This window comes from Methylocystis sp. JAN1 (assembly GCF_052186135.1).
Classification (GTDB): domain Bacteria; phylum Pseudomonadota; class Alphaproteobacteria; order Rhizobiales; family Beijerinckiaceae; genus Methylocystis.
The window spans coordinates 3683777-3701016 of record NZ_CP181499.1 but is presented as its reverse complement, the minus strand read 5'-3'; the positions used below and the strand labels follow the sequence as shown (position 1 = coordinate 3701016).

The following is a 17240-nucleotide window of genomic DNA, read 5'->3' as shown; positions in this document are numbered from 1 at the left end:
AGTTCTAGCCCGCCGCCCAGACGAAGATCGCAATGGCCAGGACGCCGATTCCGGTGAGGCCTATTTCGAGCTTGCCCCACAAATCGATCACCTGGCGCGCCTCATGCGCCGCGTCGGCGCCGATAAGGCCGAGGATGCGATTGTTGAGCGGCACGATGGCCCAATAGGTGTAGGGCCATGACGCCAAAATGACGAGCGCGCCCAGCGCCCAGCGCACGTCGTTCAGCTCACGATAGGCGATGAAGCCGAATAATGCGGCAATTGCCGCCAATCCCGCGAGCACGATGAAGCCGCGATGGTCGGACGGCTCCCATTCCTTGATGAGCGCGTCGTCACTCAAGGCGAGCCGCGCCGGTTGTTCGGCGTAATTGACGTAGAGGGATGCGCCGGTAAACGCGCCGGCGGCGGCAAGCGCGAGAGAACCAATAATCATGCGTTTTGTTTCCCACAGAGGTGAAATCAATTCCCTCTCCCCCGTTTTGCGGGAAGAGGGCCAGGGTGAGGGGCGAAGCGGCGTCGTCCGTTGACGGGTTTTGCCCGCTTGCATGTGACGCAAGCTCGATGATGTCGCCTTGCCGCTCACCCCAACCCTCTCCCCGCACGCGGGGAGAGGGAGAAAGTCACGCCGACTCGATCGCCTCCTCGTCGCAAACGACGCGGGCGCTGGCTTCCGCTTCGGCGGCGACGTCGACCTTCACCGACTTGATCGCCGCTTCCTCGCGCGCTTTGTCGGTGAAGTGGTCGAAGAACATCTTCATCGTCCGGTCGATGCCATGCGGATTGATGCGCCTTGTATCGTCCCGATAAAAGCGCCCGGCGTTGGGTGAGACGTTCACGAGGTCGTAGGACGGGAAATAGGCGATGTTCGGCCTCGCGCGCGTGACTTCGTCGGCGGCGGCGCGCAGGATGGACTTCACCGCGGTGTTGGACACCACCACATGGCGGTCCTCATAGGTCGCGATGATGCCGACGGGCGACACGCTGAGCACGATGCGAACCTTGGGATTGACCTCGCGTATCTGGTCGACGGCGGCGAGGAAGTCGCGAACGACCTCGCTGACGGTCATGTTGTAGAACTCATAGACCTCGGGGTCCCATGTCCCGCCGGCGACGCCGGGCGCGAGCTGCAAAATCGCGCCGTCCGGCTTGTGGCGCCACGTTTCGGTATGGCCGAAAGTGAAAACGAAGACGTCCATCGTTTCGATCATATGGCGAACGGCGGCGAGATGCTTCTCGCGGTCCGCGCGCATTTCTTCGAGGGTCTCATAGCCCTCGGGTTCGATGCGCGGGCGGAAGGCGTCGACGAAACGTCCGTCCTCGGGGCGGTTCCAGTAATCGAGCGAGGGCGTGAATTCGCCATAGGCGCGCTCGACGAGCTGACGGAACTGCGCCGTCGTGTACAAATTGCCGTAGCGGCAGGAATACATGGAGTAGTTGCGGCGCAGCGCCTCGGCGGCGGACATGCCTTCCGGCGGCTTCTCGGCGAGATAATAGGTGTAGCCGCTGGTCTGAAGGCGATGCGCGATCTCCTGCGCGAAGCAGCTTCCGGCCGTCGCCACCCGGTCCTCGCGCGCGATCTTGAAGGGCGTCGAGATCAGGGGATCGATGGCGAAAGGCGGCAGCCCGGTCACAGCCTTGCGCCAGAAACGATGGTCGGGTAGGGAGCTATAGGGGTTGTCCGCCAAGGGCAAACTCCTCGTCGATTCGAATCGATCGTCGCAAACGGACTTCTACAGCGCTCGTGGCGCGCCGTCGCTTGTGTGCGGACCATAGACGCGGCGCCGCCGCTTGTCACCAGCTAGAGGCCCGACGATATGTCGCGCCGCGCCCAAACCGGTGAATGACCGTATGTTTTCCCAGATCGACAAGCAGATTTTGAAGTCGTGGCGCCAATATGCGGTCGAGCCGCGCCTCGCGAAGCTGACGGGCCGCACCCTGCGCAACACCGGCCCGCGCATCGCGGTGCTCGGCAACTGCCAGGCTTTCGGTCTCGCTTATGCGATGAAGACGATGAATCCGAGCGCCACGGTCGATCACTTCTCCGCGATCGGCCGCTCGCGCGTCGCCAATATGGACATGCTGGTAAAGACGCTCGACACATACGACTACGTCTTCACCCATGACTTTCTCGCCGGCCATGTGCGCGGCGGAGGCGACTCGGAGGAACTTGTGCGCCGCCTGCCGAAGAAGGCGGTGAAGACGCCGGCCGTCACTTTTGCGGCCTTTCATCCCGATCTCATCTACATCCAGGACAAATCCGAGCCGCTTCACGGCTTCATCTTCGGCCCGCTCGGCCCCTATCATTCCGCGATCGCGCTTTTCAGCTATCGCGCCGGCCTTACGCTCGAGGAGACGCGCGCGGCCTTCAATGAAAATGTCTTCCAGGCGCTCGGCTATCTCGACCTGTGGAACGAGGCCGCCGCCGGCTTCCTCGAGAACGCGAGGCATTACGGCGTCGATCTTTCCACCGACCTCATGAACTGGTCGCGGCGCGGCGTGTTCATGTACAGCATCGTGCATCCGAAAAGCTACGTGCTCTTCGACATCGCCCGGCGCATATGGGAGAAAGCCGGCCTCAAGCCGCCGCAGACGGATTTCGGCTATTACGAAATTCACGATCTCGCGCGCGCGGAGATTTTTCCGGTCTATCCGGCGGTCGCCAAGATTTTCGGCGCGCAGGGCGGGTATCTCTTCAAGCTGCAGAACCACCATCTCGCCCATTCGGTGGGCGATTTTCTGACTTTGCCGCAATATCTCCTGTCGTCCTTCAAAACCTTCGAGAAGACAGGCGCGGAACATCTCGCCAATCCGCGCGTCGACGCCTGGCTCGCCGACGAGAGCACGAAGAATTTCGTCGTTAAGCTCGCACGCGAGAATTTGAAGGCGGGACTGACGCCGACATTGTGAGACGCCCGCTGCGCGCGCTCCTCGGCATGACGAGCTTCTGAACTGCGGAGATCGCCTAAGATCCTGAGGAGCGAGCGAAGCTCGCGTCTCGAAGGACGAGACCGCGTCGGGGCTCGTTTACCGGTTTGCGGGCGGCGTTACGCCTCCACCTTCTCCATTTCCCGCGTGAAGGCGACGATGCGCGGCGCGATGTCGCGGCGGAAGCGCGAGCCGTTGAAGACGCCGTAATGGCCGACGCCCTCCTGCAAATGATGGGCTTTGCGCGCGGCAGGAATGCCGGCGCAAAGCTCTTGCGCCGCGAGCGTCTGGCCGACGCCGGAAATGTCGTCCTTTTCGCCCTCGACGGTCAGTAGCGCCGTGCGGCGGATTTTCTTCAGGTCGATCAGTTCGCCGCGATGGCGCAGGAGGCCCAGCGGCACCTCATGTCTGATGAAGACGCGCTCGACAGTCTGCAGATAGAATTCCGCCGTCAGGTCCATCACGGCGAGATATTCGTCGTAGAAGTCGCGATGCTTCTCAGCCGAATCGCCATCGCCTTCCACGAGATGGTTGAACATCTCCATATGCGCCGTGACGTGGCGCTCGATGTTCATCGCCATGAAGCCCGAGAGCTGCAGAAATCCCGGATAGACGTCGCGGCCCATGCCGGCATGGGGGAAGGGCACGGTATGGATGCAGTGGCGGTGGAACCACTCGATGCCGCGCTTCTCGGCGAGCTTGTTCACCGCCGTCGGATTGACGCGCGTGTCGATCGGGCCGCCCATGAGAATCATGGATTCAGGGACGGCCGGATCGCCGGCCGCGTCCATCGCGGCGATGGCGCAGATCAGCGGCACCGAGGCCTGGCAGACGCCGAGCGTATGGACGGGGACGCCGTCCTGCGCGAGATGCAGCATCATCTCTTCGAGATAATCGATATAATCGTCGAGATCGAAGGAGCCTTCGATCACCGGCACGGTGCGGGCGTCGGCCCAGTCCGTGATGTAGACGTCGTGGCTCGGCAGAAACGCCTCGACCGTTCCGCGCAGGAGCGTCGCGTAATGGCCCGACATGGGGGCGACGATGAGAAGCTTGGACTGCCTCGGCGCGTCGCCCTCGAATATGCGCTTGAAATGCAGCAGGCCGCAGAAGGGCTTCATCCACACATGCTCTTCGAGAATCTCGACATCGACGCCGTCCACCCTGGTCGTATTGAGGCCGAACATCGGCTTGCCGTAGCGGCGCGTCATGCGTTCGAAGAGTTCCGCGGAGGCTGCGATGCTGCGGCCGAAAGAGGTGTGATAGAGCGGGTTGAGCGGGCTCTTGATGGTGTGAAGCAGGGCGTCGGTGGCCGCGCGCGCGGGGGCGAAGGCCAAATGCAGCATTTCGTAAACGTGGTACGACATACGATCCATAATCACGCTTCTCCCGACACCCCTAAGCTGCCGCCATGTTGCGCTGCACAATACCTCACTAAAATATTTGATTTCGCGAAAAATGAAAGGGCAAGCTCCACCCCGTCACAAGGTAAACGATTCGGCGCGAGGCGAATCCCGCCCCGCAAGCCGCTTGGAAAACATTCTATCTAACGCTAAGGAGCGCGCTGGCCAGCATAATAAGCCAAAGCCCGGCTGTCGCGCATCTGAAAATCGCCATGGCGCGCGCAATGTCCGCAGGCGTCGCGTCGCGCCGTCCGTCGCCGAGCCTTGCGCCGTCCACTTCCATCCCGCGATAGGCGCGCGGCCCGCCGAGCGAGAGGCCCAGGGCGCCGGCCATCGCCGCCTCCGGCCAGCCGGCGTTGGGCGAGGCGTGCTTGTGGGCGTCGCGCAGCGCCGTGGCCCACGCCTCCCGCGTCCGGGCGCCGATCGTCCAGGCGGAGGCGGCGATCAGCGCCGCCGTCACGCGGGCGGGGACGATGTTCAAAAGGTCGTCGCAGCGCGCCGCCGCCCAGCCGAAAGCGAGATGGCGCTCGGATTTGTGGCCGATCATGCTGTCGGCGGTGTTCACCGCCTTGTAGAGCAGCGCGCCCGGAAGGCCGAAGCAGGCGAGGAAGAGGGCGGGCGCGACGACGCCGTCGGAGAAATTTTCCGCAAGACTCTCGATCGCCGCCCGGGCGACGCCGGCCGCGTCCAGCGACGCCACGTCGCGGCCCACGATCTTTCCTGTTTCGGCGCGCGCGTCCTCAAGCGAACGGGAAAGGGCCTCCGCTACGGCGGCGACATGGTCGCTCAGGCTCTTCTGCGCAATGAGCGAGGAAGCGAGAAGCGCGAGGATCGCCCAGCCATAGGAGGCGGCGCCGGCGAAGGCGTCGATGAGCGCCCCGGCGACGAGCGCCGCCACGGCGAGCGCAGCCAGGGCCGCGACCCCTTTGGCGCGTCGGGTTGCGAAGGAATCGTTTTCGAGGTTGAGGCGCTTGTCCAGCGCCGCGATCAGCGCGCCGAACCAGGTGACCGGATGGCCGATGCGTCGAAAGAGGCGGTCGGGATAGCCGACCGCCGCTTCGATGGCGAGGGCGAGGAGCGCGATGACGACGCTTGTCACGTCGTCATCGCCAGCGAAGCGGAGCAATCCGGAGCCGCGACGGGCTCCTTGATTGCTTTGTCGCATTTTTCGAAGTCGGGGTAGACCCGAGGTCGTCGCCCCAGGCGCCTCGCAATGACGGCCGTAAGCTCAACGACCGAACAGCCCCGTGATCGACGCCTTGGCGAGCGCATTGGCGTTGATGGTGAAGCCGGCGATGGCGGTGCGGCCATGGGCGGCGTCGCCAAGCTTGTCGACCTTGAGCGCATAGACGGTGAAAATATAGCGATGCGGCTTGCCGGGCGGCGGGCAGGGGCCGCCATAGGATTTGTCGCCGAAGTCGTTTTCGAGCTGATGCGCGCCCGGCGGCAGATTCTTGCCGGAGGCGTCGCCCGCGCCGCGTTTCAGGCCGCGCGCATCCGCCGGTATGTCGACGACGAGCCAGTGCCAGAAGCCAGCGCCGCCCGTCGGCGCGTCCGGGTCGTGCGCCAGCACGGCGAAGCTCTTCGTGCCGGCCGGCGGGTCGCTCCACGTCAGCTCGGGGGAGAGATTTCCCCCCGTGCAGCCGAAGGAGTCGTAGACATGTTTCGTGTCGATCGTCTTGCCCTCGGCAATGTCGGGGCTCTTCAACTCAAAGGCCTGCGCGCCGCCGGCGTCCGCCGTCGCGAACGCCGCAAGGACGAAGAAGGACGAAAGGCTGCGCTTCATGGGACAAGCTCCCTGTCTTTTTGAAACCGGCGCCCCTTGTAGCGGATCGTTGGGCGCATGTCGCCTCGGGTGCTAAAGAAGCTTCATGACGGAAGCGCCCAGAGATCGACCGCTGCGCCGGGGCTGGACCACCGGCGCCTGCGCCACGGCGGCCGTTCGCGCGGCTTTTGAGGCGCTCGCCACAAACGGGCAGCCGCCGGACCCGGTGGAGATCGCTTTGCCGTCGGGAAGGCGCGTCGCCTTCGCGCTCGCCGAGTTTACGCGCGACGATGGCTTCGCCCGCGCGGGCGTGGTGAAGGATGCAGGCGACGATCCGGACGTGACGCATGGCGCGCTGATCCGCGCCACGGTGCGCCGCGCGGCGCCGGGCGCGGGCGTGACGTTCAAGGCGGGCGAGGGCGTCGGCACGATCACGCGGCCGGGCCTGCCGCTGCCGCCGGGCGAACCCGCCATCAACCCCGTGCCGCGGCAGATGATGCGCCAAACGATCGAGGAGGCGGGGCGCAAGCTCGGCGTCGGCGCGGATGCGGAGATCGAGATTTCGATTCCCGGCGGGGAAGAGCTGGCGAAGCATACGCTCAATGGACGTCTCGGCATCGTCGGCGGCCTGTCGATCCTCGGCACGACGGGGATCGTCACGCCCTTCTCCTGCGCCGCCTGGATCGACAGCATCCATCGCGGCGTCGACGTGGCGCGCGCCGGCGGGCTGACGCATGTCGCGGGGACGACCGGCTCGACCTCGGAAGCGGCCGTTCGAAAGCTTTACGATCTGCCGGAGGCGGCGCTGATCGAAATGGGCGACTTCGTCGGCGGCTTTCTGAAATATCTGCGCGCGCATCCGGTCGAGCGCGTGACGATTGGCGGCGGCTTCGCCAAGATGACAAAGCTTGCGCAAGGGCGCCTCGATCTGCATTCGAAGCGGTCGAGCGTCGATCTCGCGCAATTGAGCGAGACCGCGCGCGGCGCCGGCGCGGATGCGGAGACCGCCTCGCGCGTGAAGCACGCCAACAGCGCGCTCGACGCGCTCCTGATCGCCCGCGCCGAAGGGGTCGATCTTGCGGCGCCCGTCGCGCACGGCGCATGGCGGACGGCGGCGAAGGCGCTGGGATCCGCCCACATCGCGTTGGAGATCGTCGTCTTCGACCGGGAAGGGCGGTTGCTCGCGCAAACGCCTATTGGAAAGGTCGGCGATGCATAAGTCTCAACCGTCATTGGGAGCGCGGCGAAGCATGTGTGGACGGCCCCTTGCTTGCAAGGTCTGGCGGGAGATTTTTGGGGGTGCGTTCGCTTGCGAGCATGTGTCCGGCCTGTTGGTGCGGCGAAGGCCGCTGGCCAAGATGGGTTCCGCGTGCGGGAGATCCAAACAATCCAGCGACCTCGATGGGCCGTTGCTTCGCGCGGTTTATCTCCCGGGGCGGATCGAACGATCCCGTCCATCTCTCTCCGTCTGTTGCAAGGTCGGCCCGGCGAGCCCGAATGTCGGTTCGAGCCCGCCGATTTCGTCAGGCGGCGGCGATGGCCGGGCCGCGGCGCGCATAGCGCTCGCCGCTCGCCATCAGCTTCCAGGCGATCCGCGCCATCTTGTTGGCGAGCGCCACCGCGGCCAGTTTGGCGGGCTTGCGCGCGATCAGCGCCTGCAGCCAGGCGGACGGGTTTTTCGCCGCGCCTCGGCGCGTCTGCCAGACCACCGCGGTCGCGCCGACGACGAGCAGGCTGCGCAGCATCGGATCGCCGGCCCGCGTAATGCGCCCCGGCCGCGCCTTGCCGGCGGTCGAATGGTCGCGCGGCGTCAATCCGAGCCAGGCGGCGAAGTCGCGCCCCGACTTGAAGAGGCGCGGATCGGGCGTCTTCATCACCAGCAGCGAGGCGATCAACGGACCGACGCCCGGGATCGCCGTCAGGCGCCGCGCCGCCTCGCTTGCATTATGCCAATCGCGCAGCCGCCGGTCGAGCGCCGCGATCCGACCGCACAGGCTTGCGTGCTCCTCTGCGAGTTCGGCGAACAGCTCGCGCGCCAAGGCCGGAAGATCGGCCGCCGCCAGGCGATCGAGAAGCCGCCCGACCCCCGCCGGCCCCCTGGCGGCGATGACGCCGAACTCCGCCGCATGGCCGCGGATCGTGTTGACGAGCTGGGTGCGCAGGCCGACCAGCCGCTCGCGTTGGCCCGCCAGCATCAGGGCCGCCTGCTGATCCTCCGATTTCGCCGGCACGAAGCGCATGTGCGGCCGCCCGGCCGCCTCGCACAGCGCCGCCGCATCGGCCGCATCGTTCTTGCCGCGCGCCACATAAGGCTTGGCGAGCTGGGGCGCGATCAGCCGCACGTCGTGCCCGCGCCGCGTCAACTCCCGCGCCCAATGATGCGCCCCTCCGCACGCCTCCATCGCCACCAAAGTCGGCGGCAGCTTCTCAAAAAACGACGCCATCTGCGCGCGCGTCAGCTGTCGGCGCAGAACAACCTGCTCGCGCCCATCCACCCCGTGAAGCTGAAAAAAACGCTTCGACGTATCCATTCCAATGCGTGTAATCTGGTCCACGGACGGCTCCTTTGATGAAGTCCTCGACAAACCTCATCATGGCGCATAGATGCCGCTCAGGGGCCGTCCACCCCAACAATCCAGCGGCGGCCGACGCGGCTCTCGATCGCTTCGGCGCATGCGCGCCCCGCAAAGACGAGGGAACGCCATGACCGAGAACCCGCATCTCACCTTCGTCCTCGGCGGCGCGCGGTCGGGCAAGAGCGCCTATGGCGAGGGACTGATCATGGCGCATCCCGGCCCGTGGTTCTATATCGCCACGGCGCAGGCTTTCGACGACGAGATGCGCGAACGCATCGCGGCGCATCAGGTGCGGCGCGGCGGCGACTGGCGCACCATCGAGGCGCCGCAACGCTTGCCCGAGGCGGCGCGCGACGCGCCGTCGGACAAGCCGTTGATGATTGATTGCCTGGCGATCTGGCTCTCGAACAGAATGTTTGCGGAAGCCGATCTCGTGGCGGACCGCAAGGAACTGGTCGCGGCTCTGCTGACGCGCGAAGCGCCGACAGTGGTCGTCTCGCCGGAAGTCGGGCTTTCCGTCGTTCCCGAAAATGCGCTCGCCCGCGCATTTCGCGACGCCGCCGGCCTGCTGCATCAGGAGGTCGCGAAGATCGCCGCGCATGTGACGCTGGTGGTCGCGGGCTATCCGGTGAAGGTGAAATGAGGCGCGCCTTTTGCCCTCTCGCCGCTTGCGGGGAGAGGGTCAGGGCGAGGGGCGGGGCTGCGTTAGCAAGCGCCTGCTATGCGCGGGAGATTTACGGAAACATTCATGGGCCTCTTTTCATCGCATGGGGAGAGGGGGAAGGTCGCGCCGCTCTTGCTCGAAAAGGCCGCTCACGCCCCCGCCGCTTTCAGCCCCTTCTCCAGATCGGCGATGATGTCGTCGATATGCTCGAGGCCGATGCACAGGCGCACATAGCCGGGCGTCACGCCGCTTGCGAGTTGCGCCTCCGCCGAAAGCTGCGAATGCGTCGTCGTTGCGGGATGGATGGCGAGGCTGCGCGCGTCGCCGATATTGGCGACATGGTAGAACATCTCCAGCGCGTCGATGAAGCGGCGTCCCGCTTCCGCGCCGCCCTTCAGCTCGAAGCCGAGCAGCGCGCCATATCCGCCCTTGAGATATTTGTCGGCGCGCTTGCGCGCTTCGCCGGTCTGATGCGAGGGATAGATCACTTTCGTCACCTCGCTGCGGCTCGCAAGGAAATCCGCGGCCTTCTGCGCATTGGCGACATGGCGCTCCATGCGCAGCGTCACGGTCTCGACGCCTTGCAGCGTCAGGAAGGCGTTGAAGGGCGAGGGCGCGGAGCCGAGATCGCGCAGCAATGTCGTGCGCGCCTTGATGATGTAAGCGATGGGACCGAGCGGCTTCACCGCCTCGACCCACACGGCGCCATGATAGCTCGGGTCCGGCGTGTTGAGCGCGGGCTGGCGCGCGGGAAATTTCTCCCAGTCGAAATTGCCGCCGTCGATGATGACGCCGCCGATCGACGTGCCGTGGCCGCCGAGATATTTCGTCGTGGAATAGACGACGATCGCCGCGCCGTGATCGAGCGGGCGCGCGATGACCGGCGCCGCCGTGTTGTCGACGATGAGCGGGACGCCATATTCGCGGCCGATCGTCGCAATCTCCGCGATCGGAAGGACAGCGAGCTTCGGATTGGGCAGCGTCTCGCCATAATAGGCGCGCGTGCGGTCGTCCGTCGCGCGGCGGAAATTCTCGGGATCGGCCGGATCGACGAAGCGGACTTCGATCCCCTGATCCTTCAGCGTATTTGCGAAGAGATTCCAGGTGCCGCCGTAAAGATCCGTCGAGGAGACGACATTGTCGCCGACCCTGGCGAGGTTCTGAAGCGCGAAGGCCGAGGCGGCCTGACCGGAGGAAAGCGCGAGCGCCGCGGCGCCGCCTTCGAGCGCGGCGAGGCGTTGTTCAAGAACGTCCGTGGTCGGATTGCCGATGCGCGTATAGATCGGCCCAAGCTCTTTCAGCGCGAAAAGACTGGCGGCGTGCTCGGTGTCGCGGAACTGGAACGAAGTGGACTGATAGATCGGAACGGCGACGGCTCCGGTCGTCGGGTCGGCCCGCCAGCCTGCATGCAGGGCGAGGGTTTCAGCGTGTTTCGTTTCAATTGCCATGACCGTTTCCTCCCGCGACGGTGAGTAAACGAAAAGCGGACGCGAGGCGATATTTTCTTGCCGACGGGAGGCGCTCTCCCATCTAGCCCCTTCATGAAAATCATCGGGGGCGCGGGCAGGGAGTTACCGTCATGAAGAAGCTTCTCGCAATCGCCGCGCTACTGTCGGCGGGGGCCTTTTCGCCGGCATTGGCGCAGGGACAGGCGCAGGATCAGGGCGATCCCAATCCGCCGACCCTTCAGGGGCAGCCGCGTCGCGACATCAAGCCGGCGATGAACGACGAGACGGAACAGCCGGCGCTGAGCGAGCAAGCGCAATCCGGCGACACCTCGGGCCCGGCCGTCGGCACTAATGTAAACCCGCCGACCGTCGTGCAGAAGGAAAATCCGGCGGCGATGGAGCATGCGTCGCCCGCGGGCGTCGCGGGGCCGAGCGGCATGGCGGCAGGTTCGCCGGGCGTCGAGGCCAAGCCCGGCACGCAGGCGGGGCGGGAGTGGCTGCCGCCGGAGGAAATCCAGAAGAAGAAGCCGTCGATGTGAATGAACGCCGCCCACCCGTCGCGCTGCCGTAGCGGCGAGTGGGCGCTACTCCGCGCCGCGCGCGCACGCGATCGCGAAGGCGTATTCCAGCGCCGTATCCTCCAGCGCCTCGAAACGGCCGGGCGCGCCGCCATGTCCCGCGCCCATATGCGTGTGAAGCAGCACGGGGCCGCCGCCGGTCATGGTCGCGCGCAGCTTCGCGACCCATTTCAGCGGCTCCCAATAGGTGACGCGCGGATCGGTCACGCCCGCGATGGAGAGAATGGGCGGATAGCGCTGGGCGCGGAGATTGTCGTAGGGGGAATAGGATGCGATGCGGTCGTAGACTTCCGCGTTCGCGATTGGATTTCCCCATTCGAGCCATTCGGGCGGCGTGAGCGGCAGGTCGTCGCGCAGCATGGTGTTGAGCACGTCGACGAAGGGCACGCCGGCGATGGCTCCCGCGAAAAGCTCCGGCGCTTCGTTTAAAATCGCGCCCATCAGCATGCCGCCGGCGGAAGCGCCCTGCGCGACAATGGCGCCCTGGCGCGTATAGCCTGTGGCGATCAAATGACGCGCGCAGGCGATGAAATCGGTGAAGGTGTTCGTCTTCTTTTCGAGCTTGCCGGTCTCATACCAATGCCAGCCCTTGTCGGTTCCTCCGCGCACATGGGCGAGCGCATAGACGAAACCGCGATCGACGAGCGACAGGGCGTCCTCGTCGAAATCGGCGGCAAGCGAATGGCCATAGGCGCCGTAGCCGTAAAGCAGCAGCGGCGCGCCCTCGCCGCCCGGCGAGAAATCGGCTCGGTGCAGCAGCGTGATCGGAACGCGCTCGTCATCCGGAGCGATCGCATGGAGACGACGCGTCACGTAGTTTTTCGGATCGTGGCCCGAGGGAATTTCCTGCCGCTTGCGGAGCACGCGCGAGCGCGTCGCCATGTCGTAGTCGTAAGTTTCGTCCGGCGTCGTCATCGAAGCGTAGACGAAACGCAGCGTCGTCGTGTCGAATTCGAGACCGGCGTCGAGGCCGAGCGCGTAGGCCTCTTCCGCGAAGGCGATGGCGTGATCTTCATTCGTCGCAAGATCGCGCACGACGATGCTCGGCAGCGAATTCTCGCGCACGACCCAGACGAGAAAGCGCGCATAGACCGTGAAGGTGACGATCATCGCGCCAGCGCGATGCGCGACGACGTCTCGCCAATTGGCGCGTTCGGGCGCGGCGAGCGGCGCGACGGAGATGCGAAAGTCGTCGGCGTCGTCCGCATTGTTGTGAATGTAGAGAACGTCGCCATGCGGCTCGACGTCGTAGCGCAATTTCGGTTCGCGCTTCGCAACGAGCCGCGGCGGCGCCTTTGCGTCGCGCAGGTCGACGAGCCAGCATTCCGACGCGTCATGGCCGCGTATGGCGACGATGGCGAAGCGCCGGCAGCGGCTTTCTTCGAGGCAGACGAACCAGGCGCCGTCCTTTTCCTCGACAATCAGGCGGTCGCTGGATGGATCGGCGCCGATCTCGTGGCGGAACACCTGCGCCGTTCGATGATTCTCGTCGACGCGCACATAATAGAAAGCGGTCGAGTCCGCGCTCCAGACGACGGAGCCGTCCGTGTCGGTCACGATGTCCGGCCGGTCCTTGCCGTCCGACAAGGATCGGGTGCGGATGGCGTAGAGTTCGGAGCCCTTGTCGTCGAGGCTCCAGGCGAGTTGCGCATGATCGGGCGAATGGGCGGTCCCGCCAATGTCGAAGAATTCGCGTCCCTCCGCCAGCGCCTCGCCGTCGAGCAGCACGGTCTCCGGCCCGCCGCCGCGCGGCGTGCGGCAAAAGATGGGATGCTCGGCGCGCTCGCGAAAGCGGCCGTAATAGGCGAACGACCCGTCATTGTCGGGAACGTCGGCGTCGTCCTCCTTGATTCGTCCGCGCAGCTCCTTCACGAGCGTCAGACGTAGATCCCGCAGCGGCGCGACGACCTTGGCGCAATAATCCTTTTCCGCCCTCACCAGCGCCGCGATGTCCTCGGGCAGCGTCTTCGGGTCGCGCAGAACGTCGCGCCAGTTGCCGGCGGCGAGCCAGGCGTAAGGGTCGTCCAGGACGCGCCCGTGGGTGATTTTTTTCGACGGGCGCCGTTCTGCGACCGGGGGCGTGGCGGTCAGATCAAATTGTGCGCTTTTGTTTTTCCTCGGCTCAGCCATCTCGAGTCCTTGTGCGTTTCCGCCCGCCGCAAACGCCCACAGCGCCGAAAACCGCACGATTCCCGCAAGCTCTCAGCAAGAATTTAGCCATTAGCCTTAAAGCCTGAGTAAGCCGTTTTGCGAGCAGGAAATCGCCATGACCTACATAAATCTCCACGCCAAATCCCCGCCGCACGGCTTTCACGCGCCGGTCAGCCGAAGCAAAGCTATGGAAACGCACGGGGTTATGCCCACTCACATCTTCCTGCGCCTCTTCATGTCGGCCTTCGCCGCGATTATCCTCGTTCATTTCTGGAAGAACGGAGGCCGTTAGAGTGCGGCTTGCGAAAAAGCAGGCGCCGGCTTTTCGCAAAATGCGCGCTCTAAACCTTTAAAAGCGATCGCGTTATCTGCGCTCAGGCGCTTCCGCGCGAGCGCGGCGCGATCTAACAAGGCTCCGCTACGGCGTGTCTTATCGAAAAGCTTGGCCTCCAAGACATTTTCTTGAAAATGTCATAATCTCCGCCTCGGCCGCGTTCGAGCAGCGTTCGGCCGAGGGAGAGTTGCGAAGCCGCGCGGCCGGCTTCCATAACGACAAAAGAGACGTCATGTTGAAGAGCATCAAGATTCTTTTCGCTGCGGGCGCCTGCGTCGCGCTGCTTCCGGGCGTTTCCGCCTCCGCGGAGACGGTCTGGAAGCCGCCGGCTGAAATCGCGCAGAAGGCCGCCGAGTCCGGCGCGACTCCGGCTCCGTCCGAGGCGGCTCCCGCCGCCGCGCCGGCGGGGCCGGTTTCTCAAGCCGACAAGGAAAAGAGCTGCAAGGAGCAGGCCGCCGCCAAGGGCCTCAAAGGCAAGGCCAAGAAGCAGTTCAGTGCGGAGTGCCTGAAGTCCTGACGCCAATCTGTATGAAAACGCCGGCCCGAGCGACGCTCGACCGGCGTTTTTCCTTCGGCTATCGCGGCTGCGTCAGTAGACGCGCTCAATGCAGAAATCCACGACTTCGAGCAGCGCGTCCTTCCAGGGCGAGGCGGGGAAGATCTCCATCGCGTCCCGCGCGATCGCGCCGTAATGGGCGGCCCGCTCGATCGTGTCGTCGAGCGCCTTGTGCTTCTTCATCAGGCCGCAGGCGGTTTCGACGTCGCCCTCGCTGATTTCGCCCTTCTCGAGCGTGCGGCGCCAGAATTCGCGCTCCTTTTCGTTGCCGCGGCGGAAGGCCAGCACCACGGGGAGCGTGATCTTGCCCTCGCGGAAGTCGTCGCCGACATTCTTGCCAAGCTTGGCGGAGGAACCGCCATAGTCCAGCGCGTCGTCGATGAGCTGGAAGGCGACGCCGAGATTCATGCCGTAGCTGCGGGCGGCGGCTTCGTCGGCCTTGGGCTTGCCGGCGAGCATGACGCCGACCTCGGACGCCGCGGCGAAGAGCTCCGCGGTCTTGCGGCGGATGACGCCCATATAGGCGTCCTCGGTCGTCGTTGTGTCCTTGGCTGCGTTGAGCTGGAGAATCTCTCCTTCCGCGATCACGGCCGCCGCCTGAGACACAACCGTGAGCGGCGGGATCATCCCCGGCTCCACCATCATTTTGAAGGCGTGGCCCAAAAGGAAGTCGCCGACGAGCACGCAGGTCTGGTTGCCCCAGAGCATGCGCGCCGCGATCTTGCCGCGCCGCATGTTGGATTCGTCCACCACGTCGTCATGCAGCAGCGTGGCCGTGTGCATGAACTCGATGCCGGCGGCGAATTTCAGATGACCGTCGCCCTTGTACCCGCACATTCCGGCGGTCGCGAGCACGAGCATGGGCCGCAGGCGCTTGCCGCCCGCCGAGATCAGGTGGTTCGCGACCTCAGGGATCGTGGTGACGTCCGAGCCGGTGCGTTGGATGATGAGCTGATTGGTGCGCTCGAGGTCCGGACGGATCAGTTCGAGAAGGCTGTCGAGGCCCGCAGATTTCTTCTCTTCGAGCGGAATAACGATACCCACGGACCCCCCTACGGCCTTAAATTTAACGGCCGGGAATTTACGGCCTTGCGCCTTTACCGGCAAGTCGACGCCCGGACAAGGCGGGGGAAAGCCTTTTTTGCGGCCGGGCGAACGTCAATTCAGGGGTTCGCGCGCTTGGGACGCCACCGCTCGCGCCAGCCGCTCGGTCTGCTCCGCGACCCGCGTCGCGAGCGACGCCAGCCTTTTGGCCGCGTCGTTCTCGGACTCCGCGCAGAAGTCGTCGATGGCGAACTCCAGTCCCCGGCAGCAAAAAGCCAGTTCGTCGAGCCGCCTGCCGAGCTCCGCCTCCTTGACGAGGCCGTCGCCCTTAACTGCGCCATAGAGACAGATGGTCATGGGGAAACCTGCTTTTCCGGGGGGTTAGCTCCATCCCGCCGCGACCTCATGCCACGGGGCCGGCAAGCGCAGGGTTAAGCGAAAGAATAAAATTCTACCGTTCACGGCTGTCGTTTGGTGACGCCGGAGCCGGAAGCTTCCTGCCTTCAACGGGCTGCGACGAGGAGCGCCGCCGCCGAAAAAATTTTAGACGCTTGTGGATGAAACGGCGGCGTGTGACTGTCCGCCGCCATGAATGGCGGCGACGATGCGGACGATTTTTTGGGCGGGCGGCTGCGCCTGCGGCAAGGGCGCGGCCATCGCGCCGGCCACGACGCCGTGCTGCTCGCGGCGCTCACGCCCGGCGATCAGACGGGCCTCGTTCTCGATATCGGCGCCGGGGCGGGGGCCGTCGGGCTGATGGCGGCCGCGCTCGCCCCGGCGGCGCGTGTCGGCCTTGTCGAGATCGACGCCGAGACCTGCGTTCTGGCGCGTGAGAACGTCATGGCGAACGGTCTTGACGCCCGTGTGACGGTTCATGAGGCGGACGTGACCTCGGCTGGCTCCCGCCGCGCCGCGGGGCTTGTCGACGAAAAGGCGGCGCTCGTCCTCACCAACCCGCCTTTCTACGAGGAGGGCCGCGTGCGCGTGACCCCCGACCGGGCCAAGGCCCGCGCCCATGTCGCCGCCGTCCCCCTCGCCGAATGGGTGCGCGGCGCGCTGGCTCTGCTGGCGCCCGGCGGAACCTTCGTGATGATCCACCGCGCCGACGCCTTGTATGCGTGCCTTTCCGCAGTGGAGGGGCGACTGGGCGGGGTGACGCTGCAGCCTGTCTATTCGAGGCCCGGCGCGCCCGCGACGCGGATCCTGCTCAAAGGGGTGAAGGGCTCACGGGCCTCGCTGGCGATAATGGAGGGGCGCTTTGTGTAGGCAGCCCGTCTGGCGCCCGCTGGCCCAATCGGATCTGGGCGCGCTTTGCCGCGTCGCGGCGGCGGTCCACCCGGGCTTGCCGGAGCGCTGGGAGATTTTCGAGGAGAAGTTGCGGCTCTTTCCCGCCGGCTGCTTCGTGCTGGAAACGAACGGCGCGCTCGCGGGCTATGCGATCTCGCATCCATGGCGCCTTTACGAAATCCCGCCGCTCGACGCCTTTCTCGAAAAGCTGCCCGATCCGCCGGACTGTCTTTATCTGCACGATGTCGGCGTAACGCCGGCTGCGCGCGGATCCGGCGCTGCGGCAAGGCTGATCGAAAGGCTGGAAAACATTGCGCGCGCGGACGGCTCCGACGCCATCGCCCTGACCGCCGTCTATGGAAGCGACGCCCTCTGGCGAGGATTGGGCTTTGAAGCGGTTTCCGACGGCGGACTTGCAAACAAGCTCGAAAGCTACGGGCCGGGCGCCCGCTACATGATCAAGCGCGGTTGAACCCGCGCCGCCGCCAGATCGAGCGCGGCGAAGCACT

18 protein-coding genes are annotated in these 17240 nt (G+C 65.4%); 8 read left to right on the top strand and 10 right to left on the bottom strand.

Annotation, left to right across the window (positions count from 1 at the left end):
- Positions 1 to 4: 4 nt before the first annotated feature.
- Both ACNHKD_RS17805 and ACNHKD_RS17800 read right to left on the bottom strand, forming a co-directional pair.
- Entirely contained in the window at positions 5 to 583 is a 579-nt protein-coding gene (locus ACNHKD_RS17805; RefSeq protein WP_442754822.1) for an anthrone oxygenase family protein, read from the bottom strand.
- 37 nt (positions 584 to 620) lie between these two features.
- Positions 621 to 1685: a GSCFA domain-containing protein gene (locus ACNHKD_RS17800; RefSeq protein WP_442754821.1), complete on the bottom strand. Its 1065-nt coding sequence runs from the start codon at positions 1683 to 1685 to the stop codon at positions 621 to 623.
- Positions 1686 to 1848: 163 nt separating this feature from the next.
- Here ACNHKD_RS17800 and ACNHKD_RS17795 point away from each other — a divergent pair, with 163 nt between their 5' ends.
- On the top strand, positions 1849 to 2907 hold the full coding sequence (locus tag ACNHKD_RS17795; RefSeq protein ID WP_442754820.1) for a WcbI family polysaccharide biosynthesis putative acetyltransferase: 1059 nt from the start codon (positions 1849 to 1851) through the stop codon (positions 2905 to 2907).
- 137 nt (positions 2908 to 3044) lie between these two features.
- Here ACNHKD_RS17795 and ACNHKD_RS17790 read toward each other — a convergent pair whose 3' ends face one another.
- From ACNHKD_RS17790 to ACNHKD_RS17780, 3 genes are all read right to left on the bottom strand, one after another.
- Positions 3045 to 4301 (bottom strand): polyhydroxyalkanoate depolymerase, encoded by a 1257-nt coding sequence (locus ACNHKD_RS17790; protein ID WP_442754819.1) that lies wholly within the window; start codon positions 4299 to 4301, stop codon positions 3045 to 3047.
- Positions 4302 to 4467: 166 nt separating this feature from the next.
- A complete protein-coding gene (gene cbiB, locus ACNHKD_RS17785) occupies positions 4468 to 5427 on the bottom strand; it encodes an adenosylcobinamide-phosphate synthase CbiB (RefSeq protein ID WP_442754818.1) in 960 nt (319 codons plus the stop codon).
- 129 nt (positions 5428 to 5556) lie between these two features.
- Positions 5557 to 6114 carry a YbhB/YbcL family Raf kinase inhibitor-like protein gene (locus tag ACNHKD_RS17780; RefSeq protein WP_442754817.1) on the bottom strand — a complete coding sequence of 186 codons (558 nt, stop codon included), beginning with the start codon at positions 6112 to 6114 and terminating at the stop codon, positions 5557 to 5559.
- An 85-nt stretch (positions 6115 to 6199) separates the two neighbouring features.
- On the opposite strand from ACNHKD_RS17780, the gene ACNHKD_RS17775 reads away from it, so the two are divergent.
- Positions 6200 to 7312, top strand: coding sequence for a cobalt-precorrin-5B (C(1))-methyltransferase (locus ACNHKD_RS17775; protein WP_442754816.1), 1113 nt, complete (start codon positions 6200 to 6202; stop codon positions 7310 to 7312).
- A gap of 304 nt (positions 7313 to 7616) precedes the next feature.
- On the opposite strand, the gene ACNHKD_RS17770 is transcribed toward ACNHKD_RS17775, so the two are convergent.
- Positions 7617 to 8648 carry an IS110 family transposase gene (locus tag ACNHKD_RS17770; RefSeq protein WP_442753689.1) on the bottom strand — a complete coding sequence of 344 codons (1032 nt, stop codon included), beginning with the start codon at positions 8646 to 8648 and terminating at the stop codon, positions 7617 to 7619.
- Between the two features lie 148 nt (positions 8649 to 8796).
- On the opposite strand from ACNHKD_RS17770, the gene cobU reads away from it, so the two are divergent.
- A complete protein-coding gene (cobU, locus tag ACNHKD_RS17765) occupies positions 8797 to 9312 on the top strand; it encodes a bifunctional adenosylcobinamide kinase/adenosylcobinamide-phosphate guanylyltransferase (RefSeq protein WP_442754815.1) in 516 nt (171 codons plus the stop codon).
- Between the two features lie 170 nt (positions 9313 to 9482).
- On the opposite strand, the gene ACNHKD_RS17760 is transcribed toward cobU, so the two are convergent.
- Positions 9483 to 10781 carry an O-acetylhomoserine aminocarboxypropyltransferase/cysteine synthase family protein gene (locus ACNHKD_RS17760; RefSeq protein WP_442754814.1) on the bottom strand — a complete coding sequence of 433 codons (1299 nt, stop codon included), beginning with the start codon at positions 10779 to 10781 and terminating at the stop codon, positions 9483 to 9485.
- Between the two features lie 131 nt (positions 10782 to 10912).
- On the opposite strand from ACNHKD_RS17760, the gene ACNHKD_RS17755 reads away from it, so the two are divergent.
- Positions 10913 to 11320: a hypothetical protein gene (locus ACNHKD_RS17755; RefSeq protein WP_442754813.1), complete on the top strand. Its 408-nt coding sequence runs from the start codon at positions 10913 to 10915 to the stop codon at positions 11318 to 11320.
- Between the two features lie 45 nt (positions 11321 to 11365).
- Here ACNHKD_RS17755 and ACNHKD_RS17750 read toward each other — a convergent pair whose 3' ends face one another.
- Entirely contained in the window at positions 11366 to 13489 is a 2124-nt protein-coding gene (locus ACNHKD_RS17750; RefSeq protein WP_442754812.1) for a S9 family peptidase, read from the bottom strand.
- 136 nt (positions 13490 to 13625) lie between these two features.
- On the opposite strand from ACNHKD_RS17750, the gene ACNHKD_RS17745 reads away from it, so the two are divergent.
- Together ACNHKD_RS17745 and ACNHKD_RS17740 are read left to right on the top strand one after the other, a co-directional pair.
- Positions 13626 to 13802: a hypothetical protein gene (locus ACNHKD_RS17745; RefSeq protein WP_442754811.1), complete on the top strand. Its 177-nt coding sequence runs from the start codon at positions 13626 to 13628 to the stop codon at positions 13800 to 13802.
- 274 nt (positions 13803 to 14076) lie between these two features.
- On the top strand, positions 14077 to 14361 hold the full coding sequence (locus tag ACNHKD_RS17740; protein WP_442754810.1) for a PsiF family protein: 285 nt from the start codon (positions 14077 to 14079) through the stop codon (positions 14359 to 14361).
- Between the two features lie 72 nt (positions 14362 to 14433).
- Here ACNHKD_RS17740 and ACNHKD_RS17735 read toward each other — a convergent pair whose 3' ends face one another.
- Both ACNHKD_RS17735 and ACNHKD_RS17730 read right to left on the bottom strand, forming a co-directional pair.
- Entirely contained in the window at positions 14434 to 15444 is a 1011-nt protein-coding gene (locus ACNHKD_RS17735) for a polyprenyl synthetase family protein (protein WP_442754809.1), read from the bottom strand.
- A 114-nt stretch (positions 15445 to 15558) separates the two neighbouring features.
- Complete coding sequence (locus ACNHKD_RS17730; RefSeq protein WP_442754808.1) at positions 15559 to 15801, bottom strand: hypothetical protein; 243 nt, start codon at positions 15799 to 15801, stop codon at positions 15559 to 15561.
- Positions 15802 to 16032: 231 nt separating this feature from the next.
- Between ACNHKD_RS17730 and ACNHKD_RS17725 the strand changes: the two genes are divergently transcribed.
- Together ACNHKD_RS17725 and ACNHKD_RS17720 are read left to right on the top strand one after the other, a co-directional pair.
- The gene (locus ACNHKD_RS17725) at positions 16033 to 16710 is read left to right on the top strand and encodes a tRNA1(Val) (adenine(37)-N6)-methyltransferase (protein ID WP_442754807.1); all 678 of its coding nucleotides are present in this window, start codon (positions 16033 to 16035) and stop codon (positions 16708 to 16710) included.
- Positions 16703 to 17203 (top strand): GNAT family N-acetyltransferase, encoded by a 501-nt coding sequence (locus tag ACNHKD_RS17720; RefSeq protein WP_442754806.1) that lies wholly within the window; start codon positions 16703 to 16705, stop codon positions 17201 to 17203. The genes ACNHKD_RS17725 and ACNHKD_RS17720 overlap by 8 nt, the downstream gene beginning before the upstream one ends.
- The last annotated feature ends 37 nt before the right edge of the window (positions 17204 to 17240 follow it).